The sequence below is a fragment of the Pseudomonas aestiva genome, from assembly GCF_039908605.1.
Taxonomy (GTDB): Bacteria; Pseudomonadota; Gammaproteobacteria; order Pseudomonadales; family Pseudomonadaceae; genus Chryseomonas; species Chryseomonas aestiva.
On sequence record NZ_CP150916.1, the window covers coordinates 1,781,265 to 1,808,149 of the forward strand.

Sequence of the window (26,885 nt, forward strand, 5' to 3'; positions counted from 1 at the left end):
CCACAGCGCGGCGGCGCCACAACCGAAGATTCCGCCGCCTATGCCGGAAGATCCTGAATGAATCACCGCCGCCTGACGCCCTCCATGTCGCTGCTGCTGGCCTTCGAGGCGGCGGCGCGGCATGAGAGCTACACCCGGGCGGCCGAGGAGCTGTCGCTGACCCAGAGCGCCGTCGGCCGGCAGGTGCAGGCGCTGGAACAGTTGCTGGGGCTGACGCTGTTTCGTCGCGAGGGCCGGCAGATCGTGCTCACCGATGTGGGGCGCGCCTACAGTCGCGAGCTGGGGCTGGCCCTCGGGCAGATCCGCAGCGCCACCCTGCAGGCCATGGCCTTCGCCTCCGGGCAGGGCACCCTGCGCCTGGCGGTGCTGCCGACCTTTGGTTCCAAGTGGCTGCTGCCGCGCCTGGGCAGCTTCTATACCGCCCACCCCGGGATGCTGGTGCATCTGCATTCACGCATCCAGGCGGTGGACTTCGCCGCCAGCGAGATCGACGCCGCCATCAGCGTCGGCAGCGGCGACTGGCCGGGGCTACGGGCCCATCCGCTGCAAGCCGAGCAGCTCGTCGTCATTGCCAGTCCGACGACCCTGGCCGATTTGCCGGATACCACGCCCGCGACCCTGGCCGGTCAGTTGCTGCTCGGTGTGGCCAACAATCCCCAGGCCTGGGGCGAGTGGTTCCGGCATCATGAATTGCCGCACCGGGCGATGCGGCCGGGGCCGAGTTTCGAGCTGACCTCGCACCTGATCCAGGCGGTGCGCGCCGGCATCGGCATCGGCCTGGTGCCGCGGGTGCTGGTGGAAGACGAACTGGCCCAGGGCGAGCTGCTCGCCTGCGGACCGGCATTGGTCAGCCGGCGCAGCTACTACCTGGTCTATCCGCCGCGCAACAAGGGCCTACCGTCGCTGCAGGCCTTTCGGCAGTGGCTGCTGGCCGAGATCAACGAAGGAGAGGGACAGCCATGAGTAAGCCGGGACAGCGGGTGCTGGCCGCGCTGCGGCAGATGATCCTGTCCGGCGAACTGGGCGCGGGCGAACGCCTGGCGGAGCTTCCCACCGCCGAGCGCTTCGCCGTGTCGCGCATGCCGGTGCGCCTGGCCCTGCGCACCCTGGCCGAGGAAGGTCTGCTGGAGCGCAGTGGTGCCCGCGGCTATCAGGTGCGGGCCCTGACCGGGGCCGATCTGGAGGGCGCGGTGGAGGTGCGCGGGGTGCTGGAAGGCCTGGCCGCGCGCCAGGCCGCCGAACGGGGCCTGGACGCTGCCACCCGCGTTACGCTGGAAGACTGCCTGCGGCGGGGTGATCGGCTGTTCGCCAAGGGCCATGTGCTGCTGGAGGATCTGGAGGACTACCACGATCTCAACCGGGCCTTTCACCAGGCCATCGTCGCCGCCAGCGGCAATTCGGCCATCGCCCTGGCGCTGGGGCGCCATGAGCATCTGCCCTTCGCCTCGGTGAGCGCCCTGGCGGTGGATGCCGGGAATCTCGACCGTGAATACCGCCGCTTCAACTTCGCCCACCTGCAACACCATGCGCTGTTCGACGCCCTGGTGCGCGGCCAGGGCGCCCGCGCCGAGGGCATCATGCGCGAGCATGCCCAGGCGACGCTGGGGTATGCACGGTGGTTCGGTGGGGAAGAGGGGGAGGCGGGGGCGCTGAAGGTACTGGTGTAGGGCGGGGCCCTCACCCCGGCCCTCTCCCGGGGGGAGAGGGGGAAGTAGAGTGGGCTCGGGGTCGTCAGAGATCCAGCACCAGCCGCTCGCCCTTGGCGCGGGAGCAGCAGGGGGTGAAGCGGTCGTTGGCGGCGTGCTCGGCTGCGGAGAGAAAGAGGTCGCGGTGCTCGGGTTCGCCGGCCAGCACCGGGGTCAGGCAGGTGCCGCAGAGACCCTGGCCACAGGACACCGGCAGGACGACACCCAGGTCAGCCAGAACCTCGACCACGCTGCGTTCGGCCGGTACCTGCACGCGGCGACCGCTGCGCGCCAGCTCCACCTCGAAGGGTCTTTGCTCGCCCTGGGCGGCGGGATCGGCGGCGAAGAACTCCCGATGGATCTGGCCGGGTTGCCAGCCCTGGGCCTGGGCGGCGTCCACCACCGCGGCCATGAAGCCGGCCGGGCCGCAGACATAGAGGTGATCGTCCGGTGCCGCCGGACCGAGCAGGTGCTGGAAGTTGGGTCGCAGCGCCGGGTCGTGCTGGTCGAAGTGCACCCTGACCTGCTCGGCATAGGGCCGCGCCTTGAGCCAGGGGATGAAGGCCGCGTGTTCGCGGTCGCGTACCAGGTATCTCAGGGTGAAGTGCGCGCCCTGCTGATAGAGCTGTTCGGCCATGGCCAGGAGCGGAGTGATACCGATACCTCCGGCCAGCAGCTGGGTGCGGCGCGTGCTGGGGACCAAGGCGAACAGGTTGCGCGGCTCGCTGGCCAGCAGGCGATCGCCCACCTCCAGTTTATGCATGGCCTGGGAGCCGCCGCGGGAGTCGGGGACGAGCAGCACGGCGATGCGATAGCGGGTCGGTACCGGTTCCGGCGCGGTACAGAGCGAATAGTGGCGCACCAAGCCGTCGCCCAGGGTGATTTCCAGATGGGCGCCGGCGGCGAAGCCGGGCAGGGGGCCGCCGTCGGCGCGGGCCAGGTCGAAGGCCAGGATGGTGGGGGCCTCGCGCTGTACGGCGGTGACGATCAGATCGAGCATGAGAGGTCTCCTAGGCGATCTGCCGGACCGGGATGCCGGTGGCGGCCTGTTCGGCGGCCAGCAGGCGGTCGATGATCTGCCGCGACTGCACGCCGCCGGCATCGATGTTGAGCTTGAGCAGGCCGCGCTCCGGATAGCGCAGCAGGTTCTGCTGCTGGCGTTCGAGCATCTCCAGGTCTTCGCCGAAGATCTTGCCCTGGCCTTCGCGGATGCTGGCGGTGAGCTCGGCATCGTCCGGCTTGAAGTTGCGCGCCATGCCCCAGAAGTACCAGATGGAGGTCTCGGTCTCGGGGGTGATGAAGTCCACCACCACGCTGGCGGCCTTGACCGCCACCGGGGCCTCGTAGCCGCCATGGCCGGCATGGGCCACGCCCACCTCGATCATCACGTGGCTGGGCGGGGTGAAGCGGCAGATCTGCCAGCGATCCACCGGGACGTCGTCGGCCAGGCCATTGCCACGCAGAGCCATGCGCCAGAAGGGCGGGGCGGAGATGTTTTCCATGTGCCGGCTGGTGATGACCTCGTCACCGTCGACACGGGTGGCCGGCGGCGCCTCGTCGATCTCCTTCTGGCCGATGCTGGAGGCGTGGACATAGGTCTCGTGGGTGAGATCCATGAGGTTGTCGATCATCAGCCGGTAGTCGCACTGGATGTGATAGAGGCCGCCGCCATAGGCCCAGTCGGGACTCTCGGCCCACTCCAGGTGGGGAATCAGCGCCGCATCGGCCTTGGCCTGGTCGCCCGGCCAGACCCAGATGAAGCCGTGCCGCTCGACGGCGGCATAGGGGCGCACCGCGGGAAAGACGCCGACCCGCTGCCCCGGCATGCCCAGGGTCTTGCCACCGCAACCCATCTCCAGGCCGTGATAGCCGCAGACCAGGGTGCCGTCGCGGACGAAGCCCAGGGACAGCGGCGCGCCGCGGTGCGGGCAGAAGTCTTCCAGGGCCACCACCTGGCCATTGGCGTCACGGTAGAAGACCAGGGGTTCGCCACAGATCTGGCGACCCAGGGGCTTGTCTTGGACTTCGTCGGGGGTACAGGCGACGTACCAGGCATTCTTCGGGTACATGAGCGGGGCCTCTTGTTGTTGTCTATTGGATCCAATGGTTATGACGGTTAACGATTCCTGTCAATGGCATTCGCTCTGCGAGGCCCGTGTCAGGACGAATGGCGTTACCGCTGTTGTACCTGTTGCCGCTCGATTGGATCCTGTCTGCCCAGGTTCCCCTATCGTTCACCGGCATCATGCATGCTCAGCAAAATAGTTAATTGACTTAACTAATTCCCTGGCGTAGCTTCAGCTCCATACCCACCCAACAACAAGAGGCACACGCCATGGGCAGTTATGACGGACGCTGGCAGACGGTCAAAGTGGACATCGAGGACGGTATCGCCTGGGTGACGCTCAATCGTCCCGAGAAACGCAACGCCATGAGTCCCACCCTCAACCGCGAGATGGTCGAGGTGCTGGAGACCCTGGAGCAGGACGCCAGCGCCGGCGTGCTGGTGCTGACCGGTGCCGGCGATGCCTGGACCGCGGGCATGGACCTCAAGGAATACTTCCGCGAGACCGACGCCGGCCCCGAGATCCTGCAGGAAAAGATTCGCCGCGAGGCCTCCCAGTGGCAGTGGAAGCTGTTGCGCATGTACGCCAAGCCGACCATCGCCATGGTCAACGGCTGGTGCTTTGGCGGCGGCTTCAGCCCGCTGGTGGCCTGCGACCTGGCCATCACCGCCGACGAGGCCACCTTCGGCCTGTCCGAGATCAATTGGGGCATTCCCCCGGGCAACCTGGTGAGCAAGGCCCTGGCCGATACCGTGGGCCATCGTACCGCCCTCTACTATGTGATGACCGGCAAGACCTTCAGCGGTCCCGAGGCGGCGGCCATGGGCCTGGTCAACCAGAGCGTGCCGCGCGACCGGTTGCGCGAGGTGACCACCGCCCTGGCCCGCGAGCTGCTGGACAAGAATCCGGTGGTGCTGCGGGCCGCCAAGGTCGGCTTCAAGCGCTGCCGCGAACTGACCTGGGAGCAGAACGAGGACTACCTCTATGCCAAGCTCGACCAGTCGCGGCTGCAGGATCCGGAAGGCGGTCGCGAACAGGGCATGAAGCAGTTCCTCGACGACAAGAGCATCAAGCCGGGTCTGCAGACCTACAAGCGCTAGATCGCCACCGCCCACCCGTACAACAACAAGAGGTAGCGTCATGGTCGAGGTATCCCTGCTCATCGGCGGCGCCAGCCGCCCGGCCGGCGACGGTCGCAGCTATCAGCGTTGCCATCCGGTGACCGGCGCGGTGGTCTCCACGGTGGCCGCCGCCACCCTGGAGGATGCCGACGCCGCCGTCGCCGCGGCCCAGGCCGCCTTTCCCGCCTGGGCTGCGCTACCACCGGGTGAGCGCCGTCGCCGTCTGCTGGCCGCCGCTGATGGTCTGGCGGCGCGCAGTAGCGAATTCGTCGCCCTCGCCGGGGAGACCGGGGCCATGGCCAACTGGTACGGGTTCAATGTCCACCTGGCGGCCAACATGCTGCGCGAGGCGGCGGCCATGACCACCCAGATCCAGGGCGAGGTCATACCGTCCGACGTGCCCGGCAGCTTCGCCATGGCGCTACGGCAGCCCTGTGGTGTGGTGCTGGGCATCGCGCCCTGGAACGCGCCGGTGATCCTCGGTACCCGCGCCCTGGCCATGCCCCTGGCCTGCGGCAACACCGTGGTGCTCAAGGCCTCCGAACAAAGTCCGGGCGTGCACCGGCTGATCGGCCAGGTGCTGCAGGACGCCGGCCTGGGCGACGGTGTGGTCAATGTCCTCACCAATGCTCCGGAGGATGCCCCGGCCGTCGTCGAACGGCTGATCGCCAACCCGGCGGTGCGGCGCGTCAACTTCACCGGCTCCACCCGGGTGGGTCGCATCGTTGGCGAGCTGGCGGCGCGCCATCTCAAGCCGGCCGTGCTGGAACTGGGCGGCAAGGCACCGCTGCTGGTGCTGGAGGACGCCGACCTGGATGCCGCGGTCGCTGCGGCGGCCTTTGGCGCCTATTTCAACCAAGGGCAGATCTGCATGTCCACCGAGCGCCTGCTGGTGGACAGTCGCATCGCCGACGCCTTCGTCGAGCGCCTGGCGGCCAAGGTGCGCACCCTCAAGGCCGGCGATCCAGGCGCGCCCGATTCGGTCCTGGGTTCCCTGATCGACGCCAGTGCCGGCACCCGCATCAAGGCGCTGATCGACGACGCCGTGGGCAAGGGCGCCCGGTTGGTCTGTGGCGGCGAGCTCGACGGCAGCATCCTCCAGCCGACCCTGCTGGATGGCGTCACCGCCGAGATGCAGCTCTATGCCGAGGAATCCTTCGGCCCGGTCGCGGTGGTGATCCGTGCCGAGGGTGACGAGGCCCTGCTGCGCCTGGCCAACGATTCCGAATTCGGTCTCTCGTCGGCCATCTTCAGTCGCGACACCGCCCGTGCCCTGGCGCTGGCCCAGCGGGTGGAGAGCGGTATCTGCCACATCAACGGCCCCACGGTGCACGACGAGGCGCAGATGCCCTTTGGCGGCGTGAAGTCCAGCGGCTACGGCAGCTTCGGCTCACGGGCCTCCATCGATCATTTCACCCAGTTGCGCTGGGTGACGCTGCAGACGGGGCCACGCCACTACCCGATCTGATCCGCGTCCGCCGTCCCTAGCTCCTGTTGCAACAACAATAAGAGGCGCCCTCGGGCGCCAGCCCAGAGGAGAATTCAAGGTGAGTCACGTCACGCATACCCGCGCGCCCGCCGATCAGCCGCTGCGCTATCGCCCGGTGACCCTGGGACAACCCGGCGTTACCGTGGAAGAGCGGGGTGGACTGCTCTACATGGCCTCCCAGGAAGCCCTGACCCCACCGCCGCCGCGACTGCTGGACCGGCTGCTGCACTGGGCCGCGGTAACCCCGGACCGCACCTTCTTCGCCGCGCGGGAAGCCGGCGGCGCCTGGCGCGAATTCTCCTATGGCGAGATGCTGCAACGGGTGCGTCAACTGGCCGCCGCGCTGCTGGAGTTCGGCCTGTCGGCCGAGCGACCCTTGGCGATTCTCTCCGGCAACGACCCGGAGCATCTGCAGCTGGCCATGGCGGCCCTCTATGCCGGCATTCCCTTCTGCCCGGTGTCACCCGGCTACGCGCTGCTGTCCCAGGACCACGCCAAGCTGCGCCATGTCTGCGGCCTGCTGCAGCCGGGACTGGTGTTCGTCAGCGATGGCCCCGCGTTCCAGAAGGCGCTGGATGCCGTGCTGCCCGCCGACGTACCGGTTATTGCTACCCGCGGCGAGGTCCAGGGCCGCAATACCCTGACCTTCGAGTCGCTGCTCGCCCGTGGTGAACTGGCCGCCGCCGAGCGTGCCTTCGCCGCCACCGGGTCGGACAGCATCGCCAAGTTTCTCTTCACCTCCGGTTCCACCAAGCTGCCCAAGGCGGTGACCACTACCCAGCGCATGCTCTGCGCCAACCAGCAGATGCTCTTGCAGACCTTTCCGGTGTTTGGCGAAGAGCCGCCGGTGCTGGTGGACTGGCTGCCCTGGAACCACACCTTTGGTGGCAGTCACAACCTGGGGATCGTGCTCTACAACGGCGGCACCTTCTATCTCGACGAAGGCAAGCCGACCCCCCAGGGCTTCGGCGAGACCCTGCGCAACCTGCGCGAGGTATCACCCACCGCCTACCTGACGGTGCCGCGCGGCTGGGAAGAGCTGGCCAATGCCCTGGAGCGCGACGCCGAATTGCGCGAGCGCTTCTTCGCCCGCATGCGGCTGTTCTTCTTTGCCGCGGCGGGGCTGTCGCAAAGCGTCTGGGATCGCCTGGATCGCATCGCCGAGGCCCATTGCGGCGAACGCATCCGCATGATGGCCGGTCTGGGCATGACCGAGGCCTCGCCCAGTTGCACCTTCACCACCGGACCGCTTTCAGTGGCCGGCTATGTCGGGGTGCCGGCGCCGGGCTGCGAACTCAAGCTGGTGCCGGTGGACGGCAAGCTGGAAGGGCGCTTCCGTGGTCCGCACATCATGCCCGGCTATTGGCGCGACACCGCCCAGACCGCCGCCTGCTTCGACGAGGAAGGCTTCTACTGCTCGGGCGATGCGCTCAAGCTGGTCGATCCGGCCAATCCGCAGCTGGGTCTGATGTTCGACGGCCGCATCGCCGAGGACTTCAAGCTGTCGTCCGGGGTCTTCGTCAGCGTCGGTCCCCTGCGCAATCGCGCGGTACTGGAGGGCACGCCGCTGGTGCAGGACGTGGTGGTGGCGGCGCCGGATCGCGAGTGTCTGGGACTGCTGGTCTTTCCGCGCCTGGCGGATTGCCGGCAACTGGCCGGGCTGGACGACGGCGTCGATGCCACCGCGGTACTGGCCAGTGCCCCGGTTCAGGACTGGTTCGCCGGCTGGCTCCAGCGCCTCAATCGCGAGGCTTCGGGCAACGCCAGTCGCCTGGAATGGATCGCTCTGCAGGAAGAGCCGCCATCCGCCGAACGCGGCGAGATCACCGACAAGGGCTCGCTCAACCAGCGCAGCGTCCTGACCCATCGCGCGGAACGGCTGGAGGCCTGCTACCGGGGAACGGCGCCGCTGTTGATCAGGGCGTAGTCTGGCGCCTGGGGTTTCCCTCACCCCAGCCCTCTCCCAGAGGGAGAGGGGGCGTTCAGTGCCACTGCGCGACCTTCGTAGGTTGCGGTTGAGCGTAGCGAAGCCCAACAAGGGGGCGAGTGGCTGACGACATCCCTCATCCCAGCCCTCTTCCGCGGGAGAGGGGCGTTACGCGAGACTGGCGCCAGGGGCCGCCGGCCCCTGTGCCCGATCACTCATCCTTGCGCGGCTTGCGCTTCGCCTGATCTGTGCCGTACAGGGTCTTGCCGCCCAGACTGCGGGTCAGTTCATCCGCGGCTTCGCGCAGGACCTCGTACAGGGTCTGGGCGCGTTCCAGGCTGAGGCGATTGGCCGGCCCCGAGATCACCAGAGCACCCAGCAGCTCTTCCTGGGCGTCATAGATGGGCAGGGCGACGGAAGAGGCGTGCGGATCGGTGGCACCGCAGGAGTAGAAGGGGATGATCCCGGCTTTGGCCACCGCATAGGGCGTCTGCAGGGCCAGGGCACCGGCCGCCTGGTCCATGGGGCGCATGTCGCCGGGTTGGAGGTGCAGACGCAGGCGATGAGGGGAATTCACCCGGTACTGGCAGAGCCGGTAGGCGCCGTGTCGTACATAGAAGGAGGCGGTTTCGCCACTCTCTTCGGTGAGCTGATGCAGCCGCGGCATGATGTGGCGGCCGACATCGTGAGAGTCCTGGTAGACGGCATTGAGGCGCACGACCTCGCTGGCCAGGATGTAGTTGCCATCGGCGAGTCGGGTCACCAGACCGTATTTTTCCAGCGACACCACCAGGCGCATGATGGTGCTCTTGATCAGGCCGGTGCGATGGGCCAGTTCGGCGAGACTCAGGGCGGCATCGCCGATGCGAAAGGCGGTGAGAACGGTCAAGACGCGATCAGCAGAGGCAACGCCGGAAACGCCTGGGCGAGGACGGTTAGTGTTCAAGCGAGTGTTCCTAAAGGGCAGCTATCGCCACATTATCCGCGAGCGCCCGGTGTGCGCCTAGTGAGTCGCTCGCACAGTCAGCTGTCCAGGCGCTGCTATCCGCCTTTATTGATAGCTAGACATTTCAATGGCAATGGCCCGCCCGACCCGAGGTGAGCGTCCAGAGACGCCCCGATCGTGCCATCAGGGCATTGCTTTGCTCGCGCCGCCACCACTCAGATCGCCGCGCTGCGTTCCTTGATCTCCTGGTGCAGGAGGCGGTCGTTCTCGAAGTAGTCCACCGGGCAGTCCAGGCTCTCTCCCCCGGGAATGCCGAAGAGGTATCCCACAGCCTCGTTTGCAGGCAACGAACGACCAGATCGGCGGCTCTCATCAGGGGTCCTGTAGTCCTTTTTGAAGTGGGAAGGACGTTCCGGGCTGGCGAGTGACGCTGTGGGAACTCATGAGCGAGCTTTTAAAAAAGAAATGTAATTTCAAATTTTACTTATCGGCGGCTTCAGGAACCTGGATCACGCTTATCGTGAGGTCGAAAGAAGCCCAATAAGACTTTTTTGGTTACGAATTTTAGGCCGCCTGGGCAATGCCTTGTCTCGTTTACGAAATGGCATTCCATTATCTTGCTCCCATGGCCGCCGGCCGAGAGGTCTTTCTTGTGGCCGGAAACGCTATCCCGTGATCAGCTCAAGCCGGCAGCGTCGTCCTGGACGCCGCTGCCGCGCATGACCCCTGGTCACGTCAATCCAACAAGAACAATAGAGAGCTATCCATGACCAAGACCGCGAGTGCTGTGCTTGCCTCTTTCCTGGCGCTGTCCCTCAGCTCCTTCAGTGCGCAGGCCGCCTGGCCGGAAGACCGGCCGATCGAATTCCTGGTCGCCTATGCCCCCGGTGGCAGCACCGATGTCATGGCTCGCGCGATGCAGCCCTATCTGGAGAAGCGCCTGGGCGCGAAGATCGTCATCGTCAACCGCCCCGGCGCGGCGGGCGAGATCGCCTACACCATGCTGAGCAAGGCGAAACCCGATGGCTACACCTTCGCCTTCATCAATACCCCCGGCTTCCTGAGCACCCGCGTCCAGCGTAAGGTCGGCTACGACCCGGCGAAGATCCGCCCGGTGGCACGCATCGTCGACGATCCCACGGTGCTGGCGGTCCCCAAGGATTCCTCCTACAAGACCCTGGCTGACTTCACCGCGGCCGCCAAGGCCGCACCCGGCAAGTTCTCGGTCGGCACCTCCGGCGTCGGCACGGATGACCACCTGATGATGGTGGAGCTGCAACAGCTGACCGACATCAAACTCACCCACGTGCCTTTCAGCGGCGCTTCCGAATCCCGCACCGCCCTGATGGGCGGCCATATCAGTGCGGCCGGGCAGAACATCAGCGAGATGAACGCGGACGACGACTTCCGCGTGCTGGCGCAATTCTCCGCCGAGCGCATGCCGCAGCAGCCCAATCTACCCACTGCCAGGGAGCAGGGCGTCGACCTGGTCATGACCTCCGAACGGGGCATCGCCGCCCCGTCCGGGGTGCCCGAGGCCATCGAGCAGCGAATGGCGCAGGCGGTGAAAGAGGTCATCGAGGATCCGGCCTTCGTCAAGCAGGCCGGGGATCTGTCGCTGCCGCTGGCCTATCTGTCCGGCGAGGACTGGGCCGCCCAGATGCCGGCGCAGCTCGCGGGTTACCAGAAGCTGTGGAGCGTCTCGCCATGGGTGCAGTGACGCGCACGGCGCGCGGCAATCGTCCTGACTTTCTCGCCAGTGCCATCTTCATCGGCCTGGGGGCGCTGGTGCTCTGGTCGTCGAAGGACCTGCCGTTCGGCAGCGCGGCCATGATGGGGCCGGGCTATCTGCCGATCTTGGTCGGCTCGCTGGTGATCATCCTTGGCGTCGTCATCGGCCTGCTGGGCCTGTGGCAGCACGCGGAGTCCATCGACGCCGTACAGCTCAGGCCTTTATTGATCCTGTTGGCTTCCGTCGGCGGCTTCGCCCTGGCGGCCGAGTATGCCGGCTTCATCGTCGCGGCCGCCGGGCTGGTGATCTTCGGCAGCATGGCCGACCGCGAGTGGCGGCTGCGCGAGGTGCTGATCTCCAGCGTGGTGCTGACCTTGTTCGGCGTGCTGGTCTTCATCTATGGACTGGATGTCCAAATGCGTGTGGGGCCTTTCTGATGGAGATCTTCGACGCGCTCTACCTGGGCTTTTCCGAAGCCATGAGCCCGACCAACCTGGCGTTCTGCCTGATCGGGGCCCTGCTCGGGACCCTGATCGGCGTGCTGCCCGGCATCGGGCCCACGGCCACCGTGGCGATCCTGCTGCCGATCACCTATTTCCTGCCACCGCTGGCCGCCCTGATCATGCTCGCGGGCATCTTCTACGGTGCGCAATACGGCGGCTCGACCACGGCGATCCTGGTCAATCTGCCGGGCGAGGCCTCGGCGGTGGTCACGGCGCTGGATGGCCATGCCATGGCCAAGCGCGGACGGGCGGGGGCAGCGCTCGCCACCGCCGCCCTGGCGTCCTTCTTCGCCGGGACCGTCGCCACCGTGGCCCTGGCGGTGGCCGGTCCTGTGCTGTCGCGTTTCGCCCTGTCCTTCGGGCCGGCGGAATACGTGGCGCTGACCGTGTTCGGTCTGCTGGCGGCGACCATCCTGGCCAGCGGCTCGGTGATCAAGGCGGTCGGCATGGTCTGCCTGGGACTGCTACTCGGCATGGTGGGCATGGATGTCAGCAGTGGTACCACGCGCCTGACCTTCGGTTCCACTGACCTCTACGACGGCATCGACTTCGTGGTGATCGCGGTGGGCCTGTTCGGTATTGCCGAGATCGCCGTCAACCTCGAATCCCGCGAAGCCCGCGGCACCCTGGCCGGCAAGATCACCCGGCTGTGGCCAACCCGCGAGGACTTCCGCAGGGCCTGGCCGGCTACTCTGAGGGGCACGGCGTTGGGCACCTTCCTCGGCGTCCTTCCGGGCGGCGGTGCGACTCTGAGCGCCTTCAGCGCCTATTCGCTGGAAAAGAAGGTCTCCAAGACACCGGAGCAATTCGGCACCGGGATGGTGGAAGGCGTCGCCGCGCCGGAGTCGGCCAACAACGCCGGCGCCCAGTCGTCCTTCATCCCGCTACTGACCCTTGGCATTCCGTCCAACTCGATCATGGCCATGATGCTCGGCGCCATGATGATCCACGGCATCACCCCGGGGCCCTCGGTGATCACCAACCAGCCGGCGCTGTTCTGGGGCCTGATCGCCAGCATGTGGATCGGCAACCTGATGCTGCTGGTCATCAACCTGCCGCTCATCGGCGTCTGGGTGCGGCTGCTGCAGGTGCCGTATCGGCTGCTGTTCCCGGCCATCCTGCTGTTCTGCTGCGTCGGGGTGTACAGCGTCAACAACCGCGGCTTCGATGTCGCCCTGGTGATCATCTTCGGGCTGCTGGGCTATCTGTTCCGCAAGGCCAAGTGCGAGCCGGGTCCGCTGCTGCTGGGTTTCGTCCTCGGCCCTTTGCTGGAGACCAACCTGAGACGCGCCCTGCTGATTTCCCAGGGGGATCCGTCCGTGCTCGTCCAGCGGCCGATCAGCGCCACCCTGTTCGCCGCCTCGGCCATCCTGCTGGTGATGATGGTGTTGCCGGCGTTTCGCCGGAAGCGGGAAGAGGCCTTCCAGGAGGAGGAGGCTTGAGCGGAGAGGGGGCAACGGGCTGAGCTCGCCGCCCCCTCGGCGTGCTAGCGGCAGGCGATGTCGAAGGCCTGGGCGATGGTGTCGAGCAAGGCGCTTTCGGAGTCCTGCTTGCGGCGCGCCATGGCGAGTTGGCGAGTGGGCGCGGCAGTGCCGAGGGAGACCTCCCTTATCTCATAGGGCCCCAGGTGTTCCGGGCGCAGTCGCGGCAGCACCGAGACGCCCAGGCCCAGGCCGACCATGGCGATGATGGCGTCGGCGCTGGGGACATCGAGCAGGGCCTCGCACTGGGGCACCAGGCCATCGACGAAGCGCGCCGCCAGGCGACCGACCACCAGCTTGCGATCCAGCCTGATCCAGGGGTAGCGCCGCAGATAGGCTTCGGGCTCCAGGGGCGCGAGCTGCGCTGGCACCACCAGTACCAGCGGCTCGCGGAGCAGGTCATGCCAATGCAGCCGCGCCGAGCCGCCGCCTGGTGGTCTGATCAGGATGGCGGCATCCAGGCGATCCGCTTTCAGGGCGGCGATCAATTCGGGCGTATTGTGCCGCTCCAGTTGCAGGGTGATGCCGGGAGCGCGTTGCTGCAGTTCGGCGACCGCCTTGGGGAGCAGGGTGGTCAGGACCGAACCCGTCACCCCGAGACGGACGCGACCGGTCAGCGGCTGCGCGCGCTGATTGCGCAATTTCTCGAGATCGGCCAACGGCCGGGCCATGGTGTCGATCAATTGTCGGGCGAACCCCGTGGCTTGCACCGTCCGACCCGAGCGATCGAACAGCGACTGGCCGAAGTAGGCCTCGAGCTGCTTGATCTGCAGGCTGACAGCGCTGGGGGTCAGGTTCACCGCCTCCGCAGCCGCGGCGAAGGAGCCGCGCTCCACTGCCGCCTGCAAGGTCAGGAAGGCTTCGATCTTCATGAGTTTTTCTCGTCTTTGGATCGACGAAGAATAACTTTTCTTCGCTGTTCGGGCGCCTAAGATGGCCAAAACGACCAGGCCAGCGGCATGAACCAGACGAGCAGACTGCAAGACTATCCCTTGGCGTCCCACACCCTGCCCAAGGGCAGCGGCGGCTACCGGATAACCCGACGCCTGCGGGCGATTCTGTCCCTCGATGATTTCGAGGCGGCCGCTCGCCGCCACCTGCCCAAGCCGCTGTTCGCCTACGTCAGCGGTGGCGCGGAAGAGGAAAAGTCGCTGCACGGGAACCGCTCGGGATTCGATCGCTATGCCTGGGTCCCGCGCGTCTTCACCGATACCTCGGCGCGCAGCCTCGAAACGACTCTCCTGGGGCAGCGCTACAGCGCGCCCTTCGGCATCGCGCCCATGGGCATCAGCGTTCTCACCGCCTTCGAGGGTGACCTCATCCAGACCCGGGCGGCCAGGGAGGCCAATATCCCGGCGATCATGAGCGGCTCCTCCCTGCTGCCGATGGAGGCGGTGGTGCAGGAAAATCCGGACGCCTGGTTCCAGGCCTATGTGCCGGGCGAAGACGCCAAGATCCTCGCCCTCATCGAGCGCGTGCAGCGCGCCGGTTTCAAGACGCTGGTGGTCACCGCCGACGTACCGGTGTCGGCCAATCGGGAGAATCTGATTCGCGCACGCTTTGCCACGCCGTTGAAGCCGGATCTGCACCTGGCCTGGGAGGGCATCACCCACCCGCGCTGGCTGCTGGGTACCGCCTTGCGCACCCTGCTCCGGCGGGGCATGCCGCACTTCGAGAATTCCGGCGTCGGCCGTGGCGCGCCCATCGTGTCGGCCAATGTGATGCGCGATTTCGGCGCCCGCGATCACCTGAGCTGGCGACACCTGGCGCTGATTCGCCGTCACTGGCCGGGCACCCTGGTGGTCAAGGGCATCCTTGATCCGGCGGATGCCGTGCACGCCCGGGAATCCGGTGCGGATGGCCTCATCGTCTCCAACCATGGCGGGCGCCAGATGGATGGCAGTGTCGCACCCCTCGCCATCCTGCCGCAGGTGGTCAAGGCGGTAGGGCCTGATTACCCGGTGATGATCGACAGCGGCTTCCGCCGCGGCAGTGACATCCTCATGGCGCTCGCGCTGGGGGCGACCTTCGTCTTCATCGGCCGGCCGATGAACTACGCGGGCGCCGTGGGCGGCCAGCCGGGCATCAAGCATGCGATCGGCATCCTGGCCACCGAGTTGTCGCGCAACATGGCGCTGCTGGGGATCCAGAGTCCCGGCGCGGTCCGTCGCGACAGCCTCAGGATCATCAGCTAGTTAACGAAAGGCGGTAGGTGTCCATCGCCGTGCCACTGAACAGGGCTTCACGGTCGGCCTGCCCCCAGCCCTGGGTCAGGCGCTTGAAGGCGTTCCAGAGCACCCCGTAGGAGAACATGCCCTTGTCCACGGGAAAGTTGCTTTCGAACAGGCAGCGCTCGGCGCCGAAGGCTTCCACGCAGGTCAGCACATAGGGTCGCCAGCGCTCGGCCAGTTCGGCCGAGGTGGGCGGAGTGGCTCGCTCGTCGAAGGCGAAGCCGCCAACCTTCATGCCCAGGCCGCCCAGCTTCAGGCGCAGGTTGCTGCAGCTGGCCAGCTCCCGGATGGCCAGGGACCAGGCCTGGAACACCGCCTGGCGTTGGTGCGCATAGGGTCCGGCGCCGAGTGGGCCACCGCAATGATCGAGGACGATCAACTGGTCGGGGAATCTGCGGGCGAGGGCCAGGACCTCGTCGAGCTGGGTGTGGTACGCCCAGATATCCAGCGAAAGACCATGGCGGGCCAGGCAGGCCACGCCTTCGTGGAAGCGCTCGTCCGTGAGCACCTTGGCCGGCGGTGGCCGCGGATTGGACACCAGGCGCGGATCGGCATGCCAGGCGGTGGCGTTGCGGATGCCACGCAGGCGTCCGCCGCTGCGCGCCTGCATCTCTTCCAGGACCGGAATGACCCCCTCTCCCTGGCGCAGATCGGCGCCGGCGACGATGGCGGCGCACAGCCGGCTCTCGCCATAGAGACCGCTGGCGCTCTGGGCCGCTATCCCGGCGGCGAATTCCACTTCCCCCACGGCGTCGAAGGGCGCGGCCCGGTCCGCGCTGTACATCGACCGGCACTGCACATAGACCGAGGCCAGGATGCGATGGCCGCTAGCGGTGTCCGCCAGGTACTTGGGCAGCAGGTAGCGTTGGCCGGGCCGGTCCCAGAGGTGGTGATGGGCGTCGATGATGGGCAGCTCGGGGTCCAGGATCGGTTCCTGGACCTGGGCCAGCCAGGCCTCGCGGACCTGGGCGTGGGGGGAAGCCGGTGTCTCAGCCATGGCGACGGCTCCGAGGGCTTCCCTTGGGCGGTGAGCGGCGGCTCAATTCTGCATGCCCCAGCGACGCACCGTGAGCACCTCGATGCTGCGGAACACCAGGCCTTCCACCACCAGACCGATGATGATCACCATCAGCAGACCGGCGAACACATTGGAGGTCTCCAGGGCGTTGCGGTGCTGGAAGACGTACCAGCCCAGGCCGCCCGAGTTGCCGGAGACGCCGAACACCAGCTCGGCGGCGATCAGGGTACGCCAGGCGAAGGCCCAGCCGATCTTCAGGCCGGCAAGGATTGAGGGCACCGCCGCCGGGATCAGCACCTTGGCCACCAGGCGGATGCCGCGCAGCCCATAGTTGCGCCCGGCCATGCGCTGGGTCTGGCTGACCGAGAGGAAGCCCGAGTAGGTGTTGAGCGCCACCGCCCAGAGCACCGAATGGACGATGACCAGCATCAGACTCTGGACGCCGAGGCCGAACCAGAGCATGGCCAGCGGCAGGATGGCGATGGCCGGCAGCGGATTGAACATGGCGGTGAGGGTGGCGAGGATATCGGTGCCCACCCGGGTGGATACCGCCAGGGTGGTGAGCAGCATCGCCAGGGCGATGGCCAGGCCGTAGCTCACCATCAGTACCTTGAGCGAGCTGAGTACGGCCAGGGGCAGGGCGCCATTGACCAGATCGGTCCACAGCGCCACCACGGTGTCGCTGAAGGTCGGAAACATCAGCGGGTTGTCCAGGTAGCGGGCATAGACCTCCCAGATCAGCGCCAGGGCGATCAGCACCAGGGTGCGGCGCACACCGGCCTGGGCGAACAGGCGCTCGGCCAGGCCCAGGCGCCGGGCGATGTCGCCGACCTGGCCGGGGGCGACGGGCGTATATTCGAGGTCCGGACGCGGTTGCAGGACGACGGCGGGCTTAGTCATGGGCGGTCTCGCTGGCGTTGGGGCCGAACAGCATCTGGCTGATGCGATTATGGAAGGCGGTGAAGCCGGCGGCGCCCTGCTGACGGAAGCCGTACTGGCTGGCATCGAGCTCGGCGCGGACCTGGCCGGGATGAGGGCTGAGCACCAGAATGCGCGAGCCGAGCAGGATGGCCTCTTCGATGGAGTGGGTGACGAACATCAGGGTGAAGGGCGACTGCTCCCAGAGCCCGAGCAGTTCCTCCTGCATGCGCCGCCGGGTGAGGGCGTCGAGGGCGGCGAAGGGTTCGTCCATCAGCAGGACGGCCGGCTCCATGGCCAGGGCGCGGGCAATGGCCACGCGTTGCTTCATGCCGCCGGAAAGCTGGTGCGGATAGGCGTCGACGAACTTCTCCAGGCCCACCTTGACCGCCGCGGCCCGGGCCCGGTCACGCAATTCGCCGGCGGGGAAGCGGCGGGTTTCCTGGAGCGGGAAGAGGATATTGCCGAGTACGGTCTTCCAGGGCATCAGCTGGTCGAATTCCTGGAACACCATCATGCGATCCGGACCGGGTTCGCGGACGTCCTGGCCATGCAGGCGGATGTGGCCCGCCGCCGGTTCGAGAAAGCCCGCGACGCTCTTGAGCAGGCTGGATTTGCCGCAGCCCGAGGGGCCGAGCAGGATGAAGCGATCGTATTCGCGGACCGTGAAGGACACCTGGTGGGTGGCGGTGATCAGTTGCTCGCGGGTCTTGTATTGCAGGGTCACGTTATCGACCTGCAGCAGGCAGGCGGGACTATCAGGGACAGCGGTAGGCGCGGAAGTCGGTACGGCATTCATGTCAGTTGCCCTCGCCGTTGGCCACGGGTTCGAAGAAGACCTCCTGCCAGCGCTGGGGCGCTTCCTTCAGGGCACCGCTGCCGACCATGAAGTTGGCCAGCGCCATGACCCCGATGGGCTGCACCGACCACTCGCCACTGACGCCGCGCAGCATGTCCTCCACCTGGTCGAGGCTCAGGCTGGAGGGCTCCGACTGCAGGAAGAGTTCGGCGGCCTTGCGTGGCTCGGCCTTGATGAAGTCCTGGGCCTGGGCGATGGCGGCGACCACCGCGCCACTGAGGCCCGGGTTGCGCTTGACGAATTTGCCAGTGGTGGTCAGCACCCCGCTGGTCATGCGGCTGCCCAGCTCCTTGGAAAAGTCGAACAGCTTGGTGACCTTGGGGTCCTTGGCCAGCAGATAGCTGTAGGGGTTGGGGCCGATGTAGCCGGTGATACCGGCCTTGTTGAGCAGGCTGGCGGTGGCGTCGGGATGGGGCAGGGCCACCATCAGGTTGTCCAGCCGATGCGCCTGGCCGGGACCGAAGGTGCGCTCGGCGGCCATCTGCAGCAGCAGCGCCTGCTGGCCGGTGGGGGAACTGACGGCAATCTTCTGGTCGGGTTTGAAGTCCTTGAGCGACTTGATCGAGGGATCGTTGACGAACAGCGCATTGTCGCCGGCCACCAGGGCGCAGAGCGCGCGGATGTCGAGGGACTTCCTGGTCTTCTGCCAAGCCACCAGGGTGCCCGGCAGCGCATAGCCGCCAATGTCGATATTGCCGCTGATCAAGGCGTCGTTGATGGCGGGCGAGCCACTGATGCGCTTGATCTCGAATTGGGTGTCGGGCTGGCCGGCGGCCTTGGCCTGCTCGCGAAAGAAGCCCAGCTTGTCGGCCAGGGTTACCGGCAGATAGGCATAGCCGTACTGGATGGCCAGAGTGACCTGGGTCTGTTCGGTCTGAGCCTGAGCGGGGAGGACGCTAGCCAAGGTGAGGCTGGCGACCAGACCCAGGACGCGGGCGAGCTGGCGCAGGGCGGGACGGGACGAGCGGCCGGACGGATGCAGCATGGCGTTCTCCTTGTTATTTTTGAAATGCCATTTCTTTTAATGAGTATTTAGAAAAGTCGTGCCTGTCAAGCAGCCTTGAGGATGCAGCCTTCGTCAGCTGAAAACTTTTGCTTGCAATTGGCCTTGAGTGTTTTATTTTTGCAACGGCATTTCGTTAAAAATAAAATTGCGAGGCTCCTCTGTGCGGAGGGGCTTCGGCCTCTCTCAGGTGCCTGGTCATGAGCTTTTTCGCTGCGCCGCCGACGATCCAAACCTCCGTCTTTACCCGCCTGCCCGATCGCTATCGCCAGCCGAAGCGCACGGCCTGGGCGGATGCCAATCGCCAGGGCAGGGCGATCGATTCCTTCCTGGAAGGCCCTTCCTTCGATCGCCAGGGCAATCTCTATGTGACCGACATCCCCAATGGGCGCATCTTTCGCATCGACCCCAGGGGCGAGTGGGAACTGGTCTGCGAGTACGACGGCTGGCCCAACGGCCTGAAGATCCATCGTGACGGGCGCATCTTCATCGCCGACTACAGGCGCGGCATCCTGCTGCTCGATCCGCTGCGTGGCGAGGTGGAGACGCTGCTGGGCAGCGCCGGCTCGGAAGGCTTCAAGGGGGTCAACGACCTGGTGTTCTCGCCGGCCGGCGATCTCTACTTCACCGACCAGGGCCAGACCGGCTTGCAGGACGCCAGTGGGCGGGTCTATCGCCTGGCGGCCGACGGCCAACTGAGCTGTCTGTTGAACACGGTGCCCAGCCCCAATGGCATCGTCTTCGATCCGCGGCTCAACCACCTGCTGATCGCGGTGACCCGGGCGCAGCAGATCTGGCGTATTCCTCTGGGCAACGGCTCGCTGATCGGCAAGGTCGGGGTCTTCGCCCAGCTCCACGGTGGCCTCGGTGGTCCGGACGGCCTGGCGCTGGATGAAGAGAGCAACCTCTATATCGCCCATACCGGTTTCGGCTCGGTCTGGCAGCTGTCGCAGGTGGCCGAGCCGCTGGCGCGGTTGCGGTCCTGTGCCGGCATCAGCAACACCAACCTGGCCTTCGGCGGCCCCGAGGGGCGCAGCCTGTTCATCACCGAATCCGAGACCGGCAGCATCCTGCGGGTAGAGACCAGCGTACGAGGTCTGCCGCTGTTCTCTCACCTGTAAACAGCGCTCCGGCGCCCCTGTCAGCACCACAATAATTACAACAGAGGTAATCCATGAGTCAGACTCCGCTGGGCGCCCAGGCGCCCTTGACCGATGCCGAAGGCGAACAACTGCTCGGGCGTACCCTGTGGCGCATCCTGCCGTTCATCTTCGCCTGCTACGTGATCAGCTACCTGGATCGCACCAACGTCGGCTTCGCCGCCATCAGCATGAACAAGGACCTGGGCCTGACGGCGACCATGTTCGGCTGGGCAGCAGGTCTGTTCTTCTTCGGTTATTTCATCTTCGAGATTCCCAGCAACCTGCTCATGCAGCGCTTCGGCGCGCGGATCTGGATCGCCCGGATCATGATCAGCTGGGGCCTGATCTCCATGGCCACGGCATTCGCCACCGGCCCGGTCAGCTTCAGCATCCTGCGCTTTCTGCTCGGGGTGGCCGAGGCCGGCTTCACCCCGGGGGTCTACCTCTACTTCACCTACTGGTTCCCGGGGAAATGGCGTGCCAAGGCGACCGCCGCCTTCCTGCTGGGCATCCCTACCGCCAACATCATCGGCTCGCCGCTGTCGGGCTTCCTGCTGGACATCCATGACTTCATGGGGTTGAAGAACTGGCAATTCCTGCTGGTGGTGGAAGCCCTGCCGGCGGTGCTGCTGGGTATTCTCTGCCTGTTCGTGCTGGTGGATTCGCCGGCCAAGGCGCGCTGGCTGTCGACCCGCGAGCGCACCTGGCTGACCGAACGACTGGCCCGCGAGCAGCGCGAGATAGGCGCGGCCCATGGCTCTACCCTGCGCGCTGCCCTCACCAATCCCAAGGTCTTCGTGCTGGCCGCCATCAACTTTTGCGGCATCGTCGGCTCCGTGGGGATCGGCATCTGGATGCCGCAGATCATCAAGAGCCTGGGCATGCAGAACACCACCGTGGGGCTGGTGGCGACCATCCCCTACATCCTCGGCGCCGTCGCCATGACCCTCTGGGCGCGGCAGGCCAACCTGAGTGCGCACCGACTGCCCTATGTGGCCGGCGCTCTGGGGCTGGCCGCCTGTGGCCTGGTGGGCGCTGCGCTCTCGGCCGATCCGCTGTTGCGCATGAGCTGCCTGAGCGTGACGGTGGCCAGCATCCTGTCCTTCCAGGCGACCTTCTGGGCCATTCCCTCCAGCTTCCTGACCGGTCGGGCGGCAGCGGGCGGACTGGCGCTGATCGTCTCCATCGGCAACCTCGGCGGCTTCGTCGGGCCCTTCGCCATCGGCCTGGTCAAGGATGCGACCCAGAGTTACTCCGGACCCTTCTATGTGGTGGCCTCGGTACTGGCGCTAGGTGTCGTCATGATGCTCTGGCTGGGCGACCCGAGTCGTCGGGTGCCGGTGAAGCCGGTGGGTGGGGCCGGGTTGGAGCCTGCGGGTCGTACCTGATTCAGGGGCGAGCCAGGCGAAGGGGGCGGCGATGAGCCGCCTTCTGCTTTTGCGGTCGACTGATCGTGAGGGAGAGGCCGGCGCTCCGGATAGGGCTGAGCAAGATACCCTGGCGGGACGCCGGCAGCTGGTCGCGCCGAACGTTGACGCCGCTGGATGGCGCGTCTCTTCGCAGCAGGGGGCTGGCCGCCTTGCCCTATGCTCCTGACACGTCGCGAGGCTGGTTGGCTTGAGTCGTCGAGGCGCGACCCTCTTTTCCCGGTTACTGCGCGACCTGTCGTGTCCGTCCAGAAGGGACAGGTCGAGTTCGACGGGTGCCAATGGACCCGATGCGCAATAAAAAAGGCAGCACCAGGCTGCCTTTCTTCATTGGGGCCACTGACTAGGGCAGGGCGCAACCCTTCTTCTTGAGCGATTCCAGGACCCAGCTGCGGTCGTTGGTGCCTTCGGCGATCTGCCGCATTTGCTTCTCTTCGGCGGCGTGCTTGGCGCTGGCACGGTCATAGACCTCGGCAACCTGGTCATAGGGCACGCAGAGCAGGCCGTCGTCGTCGCCGATGATCAGATCGCCCGGCTCGATGACCATGCCGTCGATGGCGATGGGCACGTTGATCTCGCCCGGACCGTCCTTGTAGGGGCCGCGGTGAGAGATGCCGGCAGCGAACAGGGGGAAGTCGCCCGAGCCGATGTTGGCGGCATCGCGGATGGCGCCGTTGATGACGATGCCGGCCACGCCGCGCTTGAGGGCATAGGCCACCATCATCTCGCCGATCAGGGCATTGGTCAGGTCACCGCCGGCATCCACCACGATGACGTCGCCCGGCTCGGCGATGTCCAGGGCGTAGTGCAGCATGAGGTTGTCGCCCGGGCGTGCCTTCACGGTCAGTGCCGGGCCGGCCAGCACGCCCTGGCGGTGCATGGGACGCAGGCGCGAGCCGCCGGCGGTCATCCGGTTCATCGAATCGCTGACATTGGCGACCGGAACCTCACGATAACGCGCGACCCATTCGGCTGCGACCTTGCGTTGGGCATTGAGAACTCTGAATCCGATGGTCATGGGCATTTCTCTTGTGGGCTTTGTTGGATGCCGCAGGAGCGGGTGTCGAATTTCAGAATGGCATTTCTTTTTTAAACATTCAACGGGCGGATGGGTGGCAGGTAATTCAAGGTTGCGTTCAGTATTGCAACGCTATTCCATTATGCTAAGGTCAAGGCCTGCTCATCTGGCTGTCCGCTCGACGGACGACGTCATAACAACAAGGGATAACCCACATGACCCGCACCCTGCTTCTCACCGGTCCTGAACTCGCGCCCGACGCCATGGCCCTGGCTGCCGCCCACGGCATCCGCGTGGTACCGACCCAGCCCTACATGCCCCATGACGAGCTGGTCGCGCTGATCCGCCGGGAGCAGCCCGACGCCATCATCGTCCGCCAGGGCAAGCTGACCCGCGAGATGATCGAGGCCTCGGCCAGGCTCGAGATCATCGCCAAGCACGGCGTCGGCTACGACACCATCGATCTGCAGGCCGCCGCCGACCGGGGGATCCCGGTCACCATCGCCCTGGGCGCCAACGCCCAATCGGTGGCCGAACATGCCTTCGCTCTGATGTTCAGCGTGGCCCGGCAGACCCCCTGGCTGAATGCGCGAATGCACGCCGGGCACTGGGACAAGGCCCAGGCCAATGGCACCGAGCTGTTTGGCAAGACCCTCGGCCTGGTGGGCCTGGGTTCCATCGGCAGCGTGCTGATGGACCTGGTGGCGCCGCTGCGGATGCAGGTCCGGGTCTATGATCCCTATCTCCAGACCCTGCCCGTGCGTGACCACGTGCGCCGGGAAGAGAGCTTCGATAACCTGTTGGCCGAGTGCGACGTCATCAGCCTGCATTGCCCGCTCACCGAGGCCAATCGCCACCTGTTCGGCGCCGCCCAGTTCGCCCGGATGCGTCCCGGCAGCCTGCTGATCAATACCGCTCGCGGCGAGTTGATCGACACCCAGGCGCTGGTCGCAGCGTTGCGCGACGGCCAGATCGGCGGTGCCGGCCTGGATACCTTCCACCCCGAGCCGCCGCCGGCCGACAGCGCCCTATGGGGCCTGACCAACCTGGTCGCCACGCCCCACGTGGGCGCCAACACCACCGAGGCCCGCGACCGGGTCGGGCTGGTGGCGGTGCAGCAGGTACTTGATCGCTGGAACGGCAAGGCGGTGGAAACCCGTGCCGTGGTCAATCGTCACCTGATCGCGGCCTGATCCTCGCGTCAGGGCGAGCGGTGTCCTTCCCGGAGCCGCTCGCTACGTCTATCTCCACAACAATAAGACGGAGAGCCTGCATGACCTCTTCCACGCCCGAAATCAGCGAACTGGAACGCGCGACCATGCGCCGCGTCGCCTGGCGCATCCTGCCGTTCCTGATCGTCTGCTACCTCATCGCCATCATCGACCGCGGCAACATCGGCATGGCCTCGCTGCAGATGAACCAGGATCTGGGCCTGACGCCCGCGATCTTCGGCTTCGCCAGCAGCCTGTTCTTCTTTTCCTACTTCCTGGTGGAGGTGCCGAGCAACCTGGCGCTGCAACGCTTCGGCGCGCGCATCTGGATCGCCCGGATCATGATCACCTGGGGCCTGATCTCAGCGGGCACCGCCTTCGTCCAGGGCGCCAACTCGCTCTATGTGATGCGCTTCCTGCTGGGCGCCGCCGAAGCCGGCTTTTTCCCCGGCGTGCTGCTGTACCTCACCTACTGGCTGCCCTCCAACTATAGAGCGCGCATGGTCGCCATCTTCATGGTGGCGATCCCGGGCGCCAACTTCCTGGGTTCGCCGCTTTCGGGCCTGCTACTGAGCCTGGACGGCTGGATGGGCATGCGTGGCTGGCACTGGCTGTTCATCCTGGAAGGCATCCCGGCGGTGCTGCTGGGTATCGCCTGCCTGTTCGTGCTGACCGACCGCCCGGAGCAGGCCAAATGGCTGAGCGACGAGCAGCGCAGCTGGCTGACCCTCAAGCTGGCCGAGGAGCGCAATCGCAAGACCAGCATCGGCCATATTTCGCTGTGGCAGCTGCTCAAGCACAAGGATATCTGGGTGATGGCGCTGATCTATTCCGGCGCCTCGGCGGCCGGTAGCACCATGAGCGTCTGGGCACCGCAATTGCTCAAGTCCTTTGGCCTGTCCAACCTGGAGGTCGGCCTCACCAATGCCATTCCCTATGGCCTGGCGTCGGTGGCGATGGTCCTCTGGGGTCGCAGTTCGGATCGCACCGGCGAACGTCGCTGGCACACCTCGCTCACCATGCTGTTGATCGCCGTGGGCCTGCTGGCGGGCATGTTCACCTCGTCCCTGGCGGCCACGGTGATCCTGCTAAGTCTGGTGCTGATCGGTGCCTATTCGATGAAGGGGCCGTTCTGGGCACTGGCCTCGGGCTGGCTGTCGTCCTCTACCGCGGCGGCAGGTCTGGCCGCCATCGGCGCTCTGGCCAACCTCATCGGCGGCGGGGTGATGGTCAACGTCTATGGCGCCATCCATGGCGCCACCCACAGCCACGCCCTGGCGGTACTGCCGCTGGCTACCCTGTGCGCCATCAGCGGCCTGCTGGTACTGGTCATGGGCCGCAAGGCCGCGCGCGCCAAGGCAGATGCCCAGAGCGTAGCGACCAACGCCGGCTAGGTCTGAGTTCCCGAAGCCGCCGACCAAATGTCGGCGGCTTCAGGACTCGGCCAAGCGCTGCTCACTACCGGCCTTGGCGGCCGGCAACCTATCGAGGATTTCCCCATGACGTTCAGTCGTCGGCGCTTCCTGCAAGCGAGTGCCCAGGCGAGTGCCGCCCTGTGCCTGTTCGATGCCCTCGGCGTCCAGGCCGCTACCCCTTTCTCCGCGATACAGACGGCACCGAGACTCAAGGCGCCGGCCGGCAGTGTCGACTGCCACATGCACCTCTATGACGACCGCTATCCAGCGGCGCCGGGCGCCAAGCTGCTTCCGCCCCATGCCTCCCTGGATGACTATCACCAGCTGCAGACGCTACTGGGATTGCAGCGGATGGTCATCGTCACACCGTCCACCTACGGCACCGACAATCGCTGCATGCTCGACGGTCTGGCGCGCAGCCAGGGCCAGGCCCGCGGTGTAGCTGTCCTCGACCAAAGCATCAGCGATGCCGAGTTGCAGGAGCTGCACAAGGCCGGGGTGCGCGGGATCCGTTTCAACCTCAGCTACGGCGGCGCCGATCTGGCCGACCTCGAGCCCCTGGCCGCGCGGGTCGCCGAACTGGGCTGGAATGTCCAGGTGGTCGCCACGGGCAATCAGCTGACGGAGCTGGAGAGTCGGCTGCAACGGCTGCCGGCGCGGTTGGTGATCGACCACATGGGCCATGTGCCGCAACCGGAGGGGGTGAATTCGGCGACCTTCGCCGTGGTGACCCGCCTGCTGGACGGCGAGCGTACCTGGGTGAAGCTGTCGGGTCCCTACATCAGGTCGCGCAGCGGCCCGCCGGAGTATGCCGACGTGGGCGCGGTGGCCCGGGAGCTGGTGCGGCGTCATCCGGAGCGGCTGCTGTGGGGCAGCGACTGGCCGCATCCCACGGTCGCGACCGGCAACAAGCCGGACGACGGCCTCATCTTCGACCTGCTGGCCGACTGGGCGCCGGATGAGCAGATACGCAATGCCATCCTGCGCGATAACCCGGTCAGTCTGTACGGCTTTTGAGGGCCGTATCTCAGCGGCTGACGGCGGCCCTCACCCCAGCCCTCTCCCCGTGGGAGAGGGGGCGCTAAGGCAGGGCTGTGGGTGGTGGTCACAGCTTAGGTTGGCGCTGAGCGCAGCGAAGCCCAACAAAACCGCTACCTCTTTCAGCGCCCGCCTTACCAGCCCCGCTACCCCAATTCCCCATTGAGCTTGCGCAGCAGGCGCAACAGCTCGGCCCGCTCGGCATCTTCCAGCGGCGCGCTGGCGGCGCGGTCGCTGGCGGCGGCGCGCTCCTTGAGTTCGCCCACCAGGGCACGGCCCTGCTCGGTGAGGTGCAGGGCGTAGGCGCGGCGATCCTGGGTGCCACGCACCCGCTCGGCCAGGCCCTGGCGTTCCAGCTTGTTCAGCAGCAGCACCAGTTGCGGTGGCTCGATGGCCAGGCGCCGGGCCAGGTCGGCCTGCATCAGGCCCGGTTCCTGTTCGAGGATCACCAGGGCGGTGAACTGGGCGGGGCGCAGGTCATAGGTGGCCAGGCTGTCCACCAGGTGCTGGAACATCTTCATCTGGGCGCGGCGCAGGGCATAGCCTACGGCGGTGTCCAGCCAAGGGGTGGCGGCAGGGTCCAGGGGCGTGGCGTCGTCGGGGGAACTCATCGGCGGGAAGGGCTTCCGTCGGAGATGGCGAGAGGAGGGTATCG

At 66.5% G+C, this 26,885-nt stretch carries 24 protein-coding genes; 14 read left to right on the plus strand and 10 right to left on the minus strand.

Going from position 1 to position 26,885, the window contains the following annotated elements; translation table 11 throughout:
- Positions 1–57 precede the first annotated feature (57 nt).
- Positions 58–963: a LysR substrate-binding domain-containing protein gene (locus AABM56_RS08170; protein ID WP_133859525.1), complete on the plus strand. Its 906-nt coding sequence runs from the start codon at positions 58–60 to the stop codon at positions 961–963.
- Positions 960–1,667, plus strand: coding sequence for a GntR family transcriptional regulator (locus AABM56_RS08175; protein ID WP_133859524.1), 708 nt, complete (start codon positions 960–962; stop codon positions 1,665–1,667). The genes AABM56_RS08170 and AABM56_RS08175 overlap by 4 nt, the downstream gene beginning before the upstream one ends.
- A 64-nt stretch (positions 1,668–1,731) precedes the next feature.
- On the opposite strand, the gene AABM56_RS08180 is transcribed toward AABM56_RS08175, so the two are convergent.
- Both AABM56_RS08180 and AABM56_RS08185 read right to left on the minus strand, forming a co-directional pair.
- Entirely contained in the window at positions 1,732–2,685 is a 954-nt protein-coding gene (locus AABM56_RS08180) for a PDR/VanB family oxidoreductase (protein WP_347884003.1), read from the minus strand.
- A 10-nt stretch (positions 2,686–2,695) separates the two neighbouring features.
- Positions 2,696–3,754: an aromatic ring-hydroxylating dioxygenase subunit alpha gene (locus AABM56_RS08185; RefSeq protein WP_133859522.1), complete on the minus strand. Its 1,059-nt coding sequence runs from the start codon at positions 3,752–3,754 to the stop codon at positions 2,696–2,698.
- Positions 3,755–4,020: 266 nt separating this feature from the next.
- Here AABM56_RS08185 and AABM56_RS08190 point away from each other — a divergent pair, with 266 nt between their 5' ends.
- The 3 genes from AABM56_RS08190 (at position 4,021) to AABM56_RS08200 (ending at position 8,288) form a co-directional block, all read left to right on the plus strand.
- Positions 4,021–4,851: a p-hydroxycinnamoyl CoA hydratase/lyase gene (locus AABM56_RS08190; protein WP_133859521.1), complete on the plus strand. Its 831-nt coding sequence runs from the start codon at positions 4,021–4,023 to the stop codon at positions 4,849–4,851.
- 40 nt (positions 4,852–4,891) lie between these two features.
- On the plus strand, positions 4,892–6,340 hold the full coding sequence (locus tag AABM56_RS08195; protein ID WP_133859520.1) for an aldehyde dehydrogenase: 1,449 nt from the start codon (positions 4,892–4,894) through the stop codon (positions 6,338–6,340).
- 79 nt (positions 6,341–6,419) lie between these two features.
- The gene (locus tag AABM56_RS08200; RefSeq protein WP_133859519.1) at positions 6,420–8,288 is read left to right on the plus strand and encodes a feruloyl-CoA synthase; all 1,869 of its coding nucleotides are present in this window, start codon (positions 6,420–6,422) and stop codon (positions 8,286–8,288) included.
- Positions 8,289–8,499: 211 nt separating this feature from the next.
- Here the strand turns inward: AABM56_RS08200 and AABM56_RS08205 are convergent, their stop codons facing one another.
- The gene (locus AABM56_RS08205; RefSeq protein WP_133859518.1) at positions 8,500–9,234 is read right to left on the minus strand and encodes an IclR family transcriptional regulator; all 735 of its coding nucleotides are present in this window, start codon (positions 9,232–9,234) and stop codon (positions 8,500–8,502) included.
- 766 nt (positions 9,235–10,000) lie between these two features.
- Between AABM56_RS08205 and AABM56_RS08210 the strand changes: the two genes are divergently transcribed.
- Genes AABM56_RS08210 through AABM56_RS08220 form a run of 3 tightly spaced genes read left to right on the plus strand, consistent with a single transcriptional unit; the run spans position 10,001 to position 12,911 of the window.
- Positions 10,001–10,954 carry a tripartite tricarboxylate transporter substrate binding protein gene (locus tag AABM56_RS08210; protein ID WP_051399074.1) on the plus strand — a complete coding sequence of 318 codons (954 nt, stop codon included), beginning with the start codon at positions 10,001–10,003 and terminating at the stop codon, positions 10,952–10,954.
- Complete coding sequence (locus tag AABM56_RS08215; RefSeq protein ID WP_133859517.1) at positions 10,942–11,403, plus strand: tripartite tricarboxylate transporter TctB family protein; 462 nt, start codon at positions 10,942–10,944, stop codon at positions 11,401–11,403. Before AABM56_RS08210 ends, AABM56_RS08215 begins: the two co-directional genes overlap by 13 nt.
- Positions 11,403–12,911 carry a tripartite tricarboxylate transporter permease gene (locus AABM56_RS08220; RefSeq protein WP_027596832.1) on the plus strand — a complete coding sequence of 503 codons (1,509 nt, stop codon included), beginning with the start codon at positions 11,403–11,405 and terminating at the stop codon, positions 12,909–12,911. Before AABM56_RS08215 ends, AABM56_RS08220 begins: the two co-directional genes overlap by 1 nt.
- 44 nt (positions 12,912–12,955) lie before the next feature.
- Here AABM56_RS08220 and AABM56_RS08225 read toward each other — a convergent pair whose 3' ends face one another.
- Entirely contained in the window at positions 12,956–13,822 is an 867-nt protein-coding gene (locus AABM56_RS08225) for a LysR family transcriptional regulator (protein ID WP_133859516.1), read from the minus strand.
- Positions 13,823–13,942: 120 nt separating this feature from the next.
- On the opposite strand from AABM56_RS08225, the gene AABM56_RS08230 reads away from it, so the two are divergent.
- A complete protein-coding gene (locus AABM56_RS08230; RefSeq protein ID WP_347884004.1) occupies positions 13,943–15,145 on the plus strand; it encodes an alpha-hydroxy acid oxidase in 1,203 nt (400 codons plus the stop codon).
- Here the strand turns inward: AABM56_RS08230 and AABM56_RS08235 are convergent.
- The 4 genes from AABM56_RS08235 to AABM56_RS08250 are packed head-to-tail and all read right to left on the minus strand — an operon-like array spanning position 15,138 to position 18,961.
- Entirely contained in the window at positions 15,138–16,178 is a 1,041-nt protein-coding gene (locus AABM56_RS08235) for an amidohydrolase (RefSeq protein WP_133859514.1), read from the minus strand. The genes AABM56_RS08230 and AABM56_RS08235 overlap by 8 nt on opposite strands.
- A gap of 42 nt (positions 16,179–16,220) precedes the next feature.
- The gene (locus AABM56_RS08240) at positions 16,221–17,099 is read right to left on the minus strand and encodes an ABC transporter permease (protein WP_133859513.1); all 879 of its coding nucleotides are present in this window, start codon (positions 17,097–17,099) and stop codon (positions 16,221–16,223) included.
- Complete coding sequence (locus AABM56_RS08245) at positions 17,092–17,916, minus strand: ABC transporter ATP-binding protein (RefSeq protein ID WP_133859512.1); 825 nt, start codon at positions 17,914–17,916, stop codon at positions 17,092–17,094. Before AABM56_RS08245 ends, AABM56_RS08240 begins: the two co-directional genes overlap by 8 nt.
- Before the next feature lies 1 nt (position 17,917).
- On the minus strand, positions 17,918–18,961 hold the full coding sequence (locus AABM56_RS08250) for an ABC transporter substrate-binding protein (protein WP_133859511.1): 1,044 nt from the start codon (positions 18,959–18,961) through the stop codon (positions 17,918–17,920).
- Between the two features lie 218 nt (positions 18,962–19,179).
- On the opposite strand from AABM56_RS08250, the gene AABM56_RS08255 reads away from it, so the two are divergent.
- A complete protein-coding gene (locus AABM56_RS08255) occupies positions 19,180–20,100 on the plus strand; it encodes an SMP-30/gluconolactonase/LRE family protein (protein WP_133859510.1) in 921 nt (306 codons plus the stop codon).
- Positions 20,101–20,153: 53 nt separating this feature from the next.
- The gene (locus tag AABM56_RS08260) at positions 20,154–21,509 is read left to right on the plus strand and encodes an MFS transporter (RefSeq protein WP_133859509.1); all 1,356 of its coding nucleotides are present in this window, start codon (positions 20,154–20,156) and stop codon (positions 21,507–21,509) included.
- A 382-nt stretch (positions 21,510–21,891) separates the two neighbouring features.
- Here the strand turns inward: AABM56_RS08260 and AABM56_RS08265 are convergent, their stop codons facing one another.
- Entirely contained in the window at positions 21,892–22,566 is a 675-nt protein-coding gene (locus tag AABM56_RS08265; protein ID WP_133859508.1) for an RraA family protein, read from the minus strand.
- 215 nt (positions 22,567–22,781) lie between these two features.
- Between AABM56_RS08265 and AABM56_RS08270 the strand changes: the two genes are divergently transcribed.
- The 3 genes from AABM56_RS08270 to AABM56_RS08280 all read left to right on the plus strand — a co-directional run bounded on the left by AABM56_RS08270 (position 22,782) and on the right by AABM56_RS08280 (position 26,209).
- On the plus strand, positions 22,782–23,759 hold the full coding sequence (locus AABM56_RS08270) for a hydroxyacid dehydrogenase (protein WP_133859507.1): 978 nt from the start codon (positions 22,782–22,784) through the stop codon (positions 23,757–23,759).
- 80 nt (positions 23,760–23,839) lie between these two features.
- Positions 23,840–25,171 (plus strand): MFS transporter, encoded by a 1,332-nt coding sequence (locus tag AABM56_RS08275; RefSeq protein WP_133859506.1) that lies wholly within the window; start codon positions 23,840–23,842, stop codon positions 25,169–25,171.
- A 105-nt stretch (positions 25,172–25,276) separates the two neighbouring features.
- A complete protein-coding gene (locus AABM56_RS08280) occupies positions 25,277–26,209 on the plus strand; it encodes an amidohydrolase family protein (RefSeq protein ID WP_347884005.1) in 933 nt (310 codons plus the stop codon).
- Between the two features lie 167 nt (positions 26,210–26,376).
- Here the strand turns inward: AABM56_RS08280 and AABM56_RS08285 are convergent, their stop codons facing one another.
- Positions 26,377–26,841, minus strand: coding sequence for a MarR family winged helix-turn-helix transcriptional regulator (locus tag AABM56_RS08285; RefSeq protein ID WP_133859504.1), 465 nt, complete (start codon positions 26,839–26,841; stop codon positions 26,377–26,379).
- Between the last annotated feature and the right edge of the window lie 44 nt (positions 26,842–26,885).